This is a genomic window from Sheuella amnicola, assembly GCF_010499255.1.
Classification (GTDB): domain Bacteria; phylum Pseudomonadota; class Gammaproteobacteria; order Burkholderiales; family Burkholderiaceae_B; genus Zwartia; species Zwartia amnicola.
Genome location: NZ_JAAGRN010000004.1, coordinates 343,279 through 351,635 on the forward strand (window position 1 = coordinate 343,279; position 8,357 = coordinate 351,635).

The 8,357-nt window shown below is 51.4% G+C and carries 8 protein-coding genes; 5 read left to right on the forward strand and 3 right to left on the reverse strand.

Annotation, left to right across the window (positions count from 1 at the left end):
- The first annotated feature begins 68 nt into the window (after positions 1-68).
- From pyrG to ftsB, 4 genes are read left to right on the forward strand one after another with little or no spacing between them, the layout of a single operon-like run.
- Complete coding sequence (pyrG, locus tag G3I67_RS08190; protein ID WP_163654029.1) at positions 69-1,718, forward strand: CTP synthase; 1,650 nt, start codon at positions 69-71, stop codon at positions 1,716-1,718.
- A complete protein-coding gene (kdsA, locus tag G3I67_RS08195) occupies positions 1,718-2,566 on the forward strand; it encodes a 3-deoxy-8-phosphooctulonate synthase (RefSeq protein ID WP_163654032.1) in 849 nt (282 codons plus the stop codon). The genes pyrG and kdsA overlap by 1 nt, the downstream gene beginning before the upstream one ends.
- A gap of 38 nt (positions 2,567-2,604) precedes the next feature.
- The gene (gene eno, locus G3I67_RS08200) at positions 2,605-3,891 is read left to right on the forward strand and encodes a phosphopyruvate hydratase (protein WP_163654035.1); all 1,287 of its coding nucleotides are present in this window, start codon (positions 2,605-2,607) and stop codon (positions 3,889-3,891) included.
- A 46-nt stretch (positions 3,892-3,937) separates the two neighbouring features.
- Entirely contained in the window at positions 3,938-4,399 is a 462-nt protein-coding gene (gene ftsB / locus G3I67_RS08205; RefSeq protein ID WP_163654038.1) for a cell division protein FtsB, read from the forward strand.
- Between the two features lie 15 nt (positions 4,400-4,414).
- Here ftsB and G3I67_RS08210 read toward each other — a convergent pair whose 3' ends face one another.
- Positions 4,415-5,149 (reverse strand): TadE/TadG family type IV pilus assembly protein, encoded by a 735-nt coding sequence (locus tag G3I67_RS08210; RefSeq protein WP_163654041.1) that lies wholly within the window; start codon positions 5,147-5,149, stop codon positions 4,415-4,417.
- A 184-nt stretch (positions 5,150-5,333) separates the two neighbouring features.
- On the opposite strand from G3I67_RS08210, the gene G3I67_RS08215 reads away from it, so the two are divergent.
- On the forward strand, positions 5,334-6,539 hold the full coding sequence (locus tag G3I67_RS08215; protein WP_163654043.1) for a pyridoxal-phosphate-dependent aminotransferase family protein: 1,206 nt from the start codon (positions 5,334-5,336) through the stop codon (positions 6,537-6,539).
- A 27-nt stretch (positions 6,540-6,566) separates the two neighbouring features.
- Here G3I67_RS08215 and hslO read toward each other — a convergent pair whose 3' ends face one another.
- Entirely contained in the window at positions 6,567-7,478 is a 912-nt protein-coding gene (hslO, locus tag G3I67_RS08220; RefSeq protein ID WP_163654047.1) for an Hsp33 family molecular chaperone HslO, read from the reverse strand.
- Positions 7,479-7,487: 9 nt separating this feature from the next.
- Entirely contained in the window at positions 7,488-8,009 is a 522-nt protein-coding gene (locus G3I67_RS08225; RefSeq protein WP_163654050.1) for a gamma carbonic anhydrase family protein, read from the reverse strand.
- Between the last annotated feature and the right edge of the window lie 348 nt (positions 8,010-8,357).

Sequence of the window (8,357 nt, forward strand, 5' to 3'; positions counted from 1 at the left end):
GCAAAAGCTACCGCTACGGCTATAATCCAAATTTCCCGCATGCGCTCCGTAAAAAGGGCGTTAATGACATGACCAAATTCGTATTTGTCACCGGTGGCGTGGTGTCCTCTCTCGGAAAGGGCATCGCTGCTGCGTCTTTGGCCGCCATTCTCGAATCGCGTGGCCTGAAGGTGACTCTCCTCAAGTTAGATCCCTACATTAACGTTGATCCGGGTACGATGAGCCCGTTCCAGCACGGTGAAGTATTCGTCACTGAAGACGGTGCTGAAACCGACCTCGATCTGGGCCATTACGAGCGCTTCATTTCCTCGAAGATGCGCAAGGTCAACAACTTCACGACCGGTCAGATTTACGAATCGGTTTTGCGCAAAGAGCGTCGTGGCGATTATCTGGGCAAGACCGTGCAGGTAATTCCACACATCACCAATGAAATTCAGGACTTCATCACTCGCGGTGCAGAGCAATCCTGGGATGGGCAAACCGATGTCGCCGTGGTCGAAATCGGCGGAACGGTGGGCGACATTGAGTCCCTGCCATTCCTTGAAGCTGCCCGCCAGATGAGCTTAAGGCTTGGTCGCAACCAGGCCGCGTTCATACATCTGACGCTTGTACCCTTCATTGCCTCGGCTGGCGAGCTAAAAACCAAACCGACCCAGCACTCCGTGCAAAAACTGCGTGAAATCGGCATTACGCCGCATGCGTTACTTTGTCGCGCCGATCGTCCGATCCCGGATGAGGAACGTGCCAAGATTTCGCTTTTCTCGAATGTCCCTCTGGATGCGGTCATTTCGGTCTGGGACGCAGATTCCATTTATAAAGTGCCTGGCATGTTGCACCAGCAAGGGCTGGATGATCTGGTTTGCGAGGCATTGGCAATCAATCCCCCCAAAGCCGATCTATCGATGTGGCAGGGCTTGATTGATGCGCTGGAACATCCTGAGCATCAGGTACGAATCGCAATGGTCGGCAAATATGTCGATTTGACCGAATCATACAAGTCCTTGACTGAAGCGCTCATTCACGCCGGTATCCATACGCGATCCAAAGTTGTTGTCGAATACATCGATTCCGAAGACATTGAGCAAAATGGCGTGGGTGTATTGAAATCATTCGATGCCATCCTGGTTCCGGGCGGTTTCGGCAAGCGCGGAACTGAAGGCAAGATCGCTGCGATTCGCTATGCGCGTGAAAATCAGGTTCCCTACTTGGGTATCTGTCTGGGCATGCAGTTAGCTGTGATTGAGTTCGCGCGTCACGTAGCAGGTCTGGATGGTGCGAACAGCACTGAGTTTTCTCCGGAAAATGCACACCCCGTAGTCGCGCTGATTACCGAGTGGATGGATCGGGAGGGGCGTACCGAAAAGCGGGATGAGTCCTCAGATCTTGGTGGTACGATGCGAAAAGGTTCGCAAAGCTGCCCAATTAAGCCCAATACGCTTGCGAGCAAAATTTATGGTCCGGTGGTGAATGAGCGCCATCGTCACCGTTATGAAGTGAATAACATTTACGTCCCACGTCTTGAAGAGGCCGGTCTTGTGATCAGTGCGCGCACCCCGACCGAAAATCTGCCCGAGATGATGGAGCTGCCGGATCATCCGTGGTTTGTGGGTGTTCAGTTTCACCCCGAGTTCACATCCACGCCCAGAAGCGGTCACCCCCTGTTTTCGAGTTATATCCGGGCTGCGCTGGCCAATCAAAACAAGCGTAAGGCATCGTGATGAAACTGTGCGGATTCGATATCGGTCTGGATCAGCGTTTTTTTCTGATCGCCGGACCCTGCGTGATCGAATCGCGCCAAATGGCCTTTGACACTGCGGGACAGTTGATCGAAATCACTTCAGCTTTGGGTATTCCGTTTATCTATAAAAGTTCTTTCGATAAGGCTAACCGCAGTTCGGGAACCTCCTATCGCGGCCCGGGCATGGATGAAGGATTGCAAATTCTGGCTGATGTCCGCTCCCAGTTAAATGTACCGGTGCTGACCGATGTGCATGATCGGGATCAGGTTAAACCAGTCGCTCAGGTGGTTGATGTTTTACAAACCCCGGCCTTTTTGTGTCGTCAGACCGACTTTATCCAGGCGTGCGCTGCGAGCGGAAAGCCGGTCAATATCAAAAAGGGGCAGTTTTTGGCGCCTCACGATATGGCTCAAGTCGTCAACAAGGCGCGACAGGCTGCACAGGCGGCAGGCGTTGCAGCCGATATTATGGTTTGCGAACGAGGCGTATCATTCGGCTACAACAATCTGGTTTCGGATATGCGCTCGCTGGCTATCATGCGAGAGACTCAATGCCCTGTCGTATTTGATGCCACGCATTCTGTGCAGCTTCCAGGCGGACAAGGCACATCGTCGGGTGGTCAACGTGAATTTGTGCCTGTTCTTGCACGTGCTGCCGTGGCCGCCGGGGTTTCCGGGCTATTTATGGAAACACATCCTGATCCGGCAAAGGCATTGTCTGATGGTCCTAATGCTGTGCCTCTTGGTCGCATGAAAGAGTTGCTGACCACCTTGGTTGATTTGGATCGAGTGGTCAAAAGCCAGGGTTTTCTCGAGTCAAGTTTTTAACGATTTAAACGAATTTTTATTTTTCAGGAAATGTAGACATGAGTTCAATCGTAGATATCATCGGTCGTGAAATCCTCGACTCGCGTGGCAACCCCACGGTTGAGTGTGATGTGCTGCTTGAATCTGGCGCAATGGGGCGCGCATCCGTTCCTTCCGGAGCGTCGACAGGCAGTCGCGAGGCGATTGAAATGCGCGATGGCGACAAAGGCCGTTATTTGGGCAAGGGTGTCCTTCGTGCCGTTGAAAATCTGAATACCGAAATTTCCGAAGCACTGATGGGGCTGGATGCACAAGAGCAAACATTTCTGGATCGTACTTTAATCGAACTGGATGGCACCGAAAGCAAGTCGCGCCTTGGCGCGAATGCCATTCTGGCCGCCTCGATGGCAGTTGCCCGTGCCGCAGCCGACGAGTCCGGTCTTTCACTGTACCGTTATTTCGGCGGAAGCGGTCCGATGAGCATGCCTGTGCCCATGATGAACGTTATCAATGGTGGTGCGCATGCCAACAACACGCTTGATCTTCAAGAGTTGATGATTTTGCCTATTGGCGCTACCAGCTTCCGTGAAGCAATGCGCATGGGAGCCGAGACTTTTCATGCGCTCAAAAAACTGATCAATGACCAGGGCATGTCTACGGCGGTGGGCGACGAGGGTGGATTCGCTCCTAACGTAGCCAATCACGAAGCTGCGATCCAGTTGATTTTGCGCGCGATCGAAAACGCCGGTTATGAGCCCGGTACGCAGATTGCGCTTGGATTGGACTGCGCCGCATCCGAGTTTTATCGCGACGGCAAATACAAGCTTGATGGTGAAGGTGGCATTTCCCTGTCTTCGCAAGAGTTCGCAAATCTGTTGGCCACATGGTGCGATAAGTATCCGATTATTTCGATCGAAGATGGAATGGCAGAAAACGATTGGGATGGTTGGAAGTTGTTGACCGAGCAGCTTGGCCGCAAGATCCAATTGGTTGGTGATGATCTTTTTGTGACCAACACCAAAATTCTCAAACAGGGCATCGATCAGGGCATTGCCAACTCGATTCTGATCAAGATCAATCAGATTGGCACCTTGACCGAAACTTTTGCTGCAATTGAAATGGCCAAGCGTGCCGGTTATACATCTGTTGTTTCGCACCGTTCCGGCGAAACCGAGGATTCGACTATTGCCGATATTGCAGTGGCGACCAATGCGATGCAAATCAAGACCGGTTCGCTTTCGCGCTCCGATCGCATGGCCAAGTACAACCAGTTGTTGCGTATCGAGGAAGAACTTGCAGATGTGGCGACCTATCCGGGTCGCGATGCTTTCTTTAATTTGCGTTAAACCTGTGTGACGGTGTGATGTTTCATCACACCGTTTTAGAGACGGTATGCGTCTATTACTCTTGCTGCTGATTGCTCTGGTCGGTCTGATCCAGTATCCATTGTGGATGGGTCGGGGCGGTTGGTTCGCTGTATGGGATTTACAGACGCAAGTCGCTTCTCAGAAAAGTATCAACGACGGCTTGCGTGCTCGCAATCAGGCGCTGGATGCAGAAGTTGTGGATTTGCGCGAAGGGACCGCTGCAGCGGAAGAAAAGGCACGCGCTGAACTCGGCATGATGCGACAAACTGAAGTCTATGTGCAGATTCTGCCTCCCGACGTCAATCCGCCGGAACTGAAAGCACAAGCTAAAGGCAAACCACAGGGTGCGCTGTCTGCACAACCGGCTCCTGCAGCTGCTACCAATAAGCCCGCCCAATCAAAGCCAACTACGCAGCCTGCTCAGCAAAAATCAACGACTCAGCCTGCGCAGCCAAAATCGACCCCCCAGTCCGGGCAGCAGAGGTAAGTTTTCGGTCTGGATTTACCACCAGTCCATTAAGTCGCTCTGCATCATTACCGAGTGCGTTATCACGATCGCAAACAGGCCTCGGCTCCACGCTTGTCCAGCATCATCCGTACGCAGTCGGCCTAGTAGTCGCAGCACTGCTTGCATGCCTGGTAAAAGCGGTTCATGAAAATAACTCAACTCTATTTCCAGCGTATTGGCCTGAAAGATTGTTTGTCCCGACTGGGGGCCTTGTCCGCCGGCCCAGCCTTGATTAATCTTTTTCTGATGTTGTTCTATCAGGTAATCATTGCGAATGGTTGGTTTGTTGTTGATGTTTGACATGTGACGGTTCGCAAAATCCTGAAAGCTCGCTTTTGTCGGAGCTAGCACTTTCAGTCTCCATGCAGGTAAGCCGGTACGCTTAACCTGCTGATGTAGCGCGAAATGCTGCCGGGCTTTTGCGGATGAGTGTGACCCCTGCGGAACATGCAGCGCGAGCATGTTCCGTTTGAATACTTCTTCATAGATTTTTGGATCTGCGTGCGACACGCTTGCGCTTCGGCCTGCCTCGTACAACGCAAGTCGTGCAATATTTTTGATTTGTTGGATGCGGGTAGCTTCGATAATGAATCCGGATGCAAACAGGATCGGAATGAGGACTAGTGTTGCCTCCATGATGAATGTGCCTCGCTGTCGCTGCAAAGCATCGTACTTTTTGCTTTTACGGTCGCTATGCGATCCGTACGAATAGGGAGAATTAAAAACCAAATTCGATATCCGTAAATTCCGTTCGTGATGCAAAATGAAATGCTCAACTGACAGAGGAGTAGTTTGAATGATTGATTGCTTCTATGTCTGCCCAGCGGGATAAATTCGACACGCTCAAGGCATTTCTTTGTCGTTTGATCTACGTGATTCGAGCGTTAGAATAAGCAATCTCTCAAGGACTTATATGAATTCAGCATCCACAACATTTCCACATATTCCGGGCGTTCGCGCATTGCACTCACCAGGCCCGTCAAATGTACCCAAGGCTGTCTTGGATGCAATGACGAATCAACCTATGGACATGGGCGATCCCCGTGTGGATGCTTTTATTGCGGGCTGTGAGCGTGGATTGCGCGGATTGCTTAAAACCAAGTCTGCTGAAGTGTTTCTTTATGCCGCCAATGGGCATGGGGTATGGGAAGCTTTGACCGTCAATGTTGCCGCGCCCGGACAGAAAGTTCTCATTCTTGGAACCGGTCACTTTTCGGATTCGTGGGCAGTGCTGACCGAGGCAATGGGCATCGAGGTTGTCCGAACGCCCTACGTCGAAGGATTCCCGATTGATCCCGATGTGCTTGAGAAGGCCTTGCGTGCTGATACGAAAAAAGAAATCGTTGCCGTCTTTGCCGTGCATACCGACACGGCCAGTTCAACAACTAGCGATATTCCGGCTTTGCGTCGCGCGATCGATGCGGCAGATCATCCCGCCTTATTTGTTGTCGACGTGGTCGCCTCTTTGGGCGCAACTAATTTCGAAATGGATGCGTGGGGCGTGAACGCAGTGCTTGGTGCATCACAAAAAGGATTAATGTCTCCTCCTGGCGTCGGTTTTTGCGTTGCCGACGAGAAGGCCATGGCGGTTTGCGAAAAAAATCCCGCTCCTCGATATTATTGGGACTGGCGATCACGCAGAAGCGAGCTTTCTTATCGCAAGTTCTGCGGCACTCCGCCACAGAACTTATTGATGGGCATGCAAGCAGCGTTTGGTCTGATCGAAAAGGAAGGATTGGAAAACGTTTTCGCGCGCCATCGTCTCTTGACCGGAGCGGTGCACGCCGCCGTATCCGCCTGGGCTGAAGAAGGAAATTTGCAATTCCTTTGCCAAGTGCCCGAAGCGCGTTCGGTTTCTGTGACGACTATTCTGGTTGCGCCAGGAATTGATCCTGAAAAAATCCGTAAAGTAGCGCGTGAAAAATTCCAGGTGATGATTGCGGGTGGCCTGGGTCCATTTTCCGGTCGCGTATTCAGAATCGGCCATCTTGGCGATTTGAACTCTGCAATGATTCTTGGGGCTTTGGGGGGAGTAGAAGCTGCGCTTGAATCGCTTGGAATTAGTGTCGGCTCTCAGGGCGTGCGCCGAGCCGTGCAATATCTGGCTGAGCACAGTTAAGCCAGATAGGTGCTCGGCGCAATCTTGCTAGTGCAGTGTTTTGCTTGCGGGTGTCGTGATGGCCTGGAACAGGCCATCGGCATCGATTGCGTCAAACAGGTACGGTTTTGCACAGAACTCGCAAGCGACCTCAATTTTTCCTTGTTCAAGCAAAATGCTTTCGACCTCTTGCTTACCTAGCATGCGCAGCATGTCCGCGACCTTTTCGCGGGTGCAAGAACATTTCCAGGTCACCGGATGCGGTTCGAAGGCTATAAGCGGCTCTTCCCAGAACAGTCGGTGCAGCAAGACGTCCTGATCCGCTTTCAACAGTTCTTCATGCTTAACTGTTTCGACCAGATGCAAGGCGCGATTCCACGATTCATCGGCTTGAGTGATTTCGGTCTGATTTGACCCGCCGTGTATCGGAAGTCGTTGAAGCAATAGCCCTGTGCATATTTGCGAATCAGCAGCCAACATGATTTTTGTATCAAGTTGTTCCGAGCGTTTCATGTACTGTTCGAGCGCCTCGGCGATCGTATCGCCTTCAAGAGGAACAATTCCCTGATAAGCCTGACGACCGGGCGTATTCTTTGGCGGATCAAGTACGACGATAAATTTTGCGGTGCCGCCCGGATTCAGCAAGGATTGCAAGTCGCCAGTTGGGTCAATGGGTTTGTCACGTAGTTTGACAGTCGCACGCACGCTCATGTCTGCACGACACTCGGCCACCATCAACGCGATCGCTCCATCGCCTTGCATCTGGAGGAGAAGTGAACCGTCAAACTTGAGATTGGCTGCTAGCAAGGTCGACGCCGCGACAAGCTCGCCAAGCAGGGCGGCGATAACAGGCGGGTAGGCATGATGTGATTGCGCATCGCGCCAGGTTTCACCCATGCGTACGGATTCGATGCGTACGCTCTTATCTTCGAGCAGATACTTTTTTAGATAATCTTGCATGTAGTGGATTTAGCCTAGACGTTTTAATTCTTTGCGATACATCTGGCCGCGCTTTGCGTAATGCTCGATGTTGTGTCGAATGCCGGCGATCTCTTCGTCGCTTAGTGTGCGCGTGACTTTGCCCACCCCGATCACCAAACTGTTGTCAGGAATTTCACGCCCTTCCGGAACGATCGCGCCTGCACCAATCAAACAATTGCGTCCGATTTTTGCTTTGTTCAAAATGATAGCCTGCATACCGATCAACGAGCCTGATCCGATGGTGCAACCGTGAAGCATGGCCTGATGTCCTACAGTGACATGATGATCGACAAAAAGTGGCATACCCGCATCGGAGTGCAAAACGCTACCTTCTTGCACGTTCGAATGGTGCGCGATCGTGATGCGGGTGTTGTCGCCACGAATGCTGACATTTGCCCAAATGCTGGCCTGTTCTTCGATCACGACATCACCAATGATGTCCGCCGACTCGAATATGAAGGCTGTGGGGTCGATTTGCGGAACCAGATTACCTAGTTGATAAATAGCCATTTTTCTCACTTGTGTCGTGTGATGTTCATACGAACAAGTGTACAGGTAGAACTACTTTAGGTAGATCAACTTGACAGGGTAAAAAAAGTCCTTCATAATCTCGTTTCTCTGCTGCTCAAACAGCAACAGAAAAAACCAAAAATCGTCAGACGCGATTTAAAGTAAATAGCTAGTTAAATAGTTGTTTGCTGCAAATAAGCGAAGATGTTGCGGTTTTAGTACCGAATTTGCAATACCTTGTTCTTTAAAAATTTGACAACCGATAAGTGTGGGCGCTTGGAATGAGTGCGCAGGTGCTGGGGCTGTAACAGGTCTTGGCGCTGCAAATGAAATCACAAGTGCTCACTT

What these genes read in the sequence shown, in the direction of transcription:
- ftsB (WP_163654038.1), top strand. Translation starts at nt 3,938, where the DNA reads ATGCGTCTATTACTCTTGCTGCTGATTGCTCTGGTCGGTCTGATCCAG.
- pyrG (WP_163654029.1), top strand. Translation starts at nt 69, where the DNA reads ATGACCAAATTCGTATTTGTCACCGGTGGCGTGGTGTCCTCTCTCGGA.
- eno (WP_163654035.1), top strand. Translation starts at nt 2,605, where the DNA reads ATGAGTTCAATCGTAGATATCATCGGTCGTGAAATCCTCGACTCGCGT.
- G3I67_RS08215 (WP_163654043.1), top strand. Translation starts at nt 5,334, where the DNA reads ATGAATTCAGCATCCACAACATTTCCACATATTCCGGGCGTTCGCGCA.
- G3I67_RS08225 (WP_163654050.1), bottom strand. Translation starts at nt 8,009, where the DNA reads ATGGCTATTTATCAACTAGGTAATCTGGTTCCGCAAATCGACCCCACA.
- hslO (WP_163654047.1), bottom strand. Translation starts at nt 7,478, where the DNA reads ATGCAAGATTATCTAAAAAAGTATCTGCTCGAAGATAAGAGCGTACGC.
- kdsA (WP_163654032.1), top strand. Translation starts at nt 1,718, where the DNA reads ATGAAACTGTGCGGATTCGATATCGGTCTGGATCAGCGTTTTTTTCTG.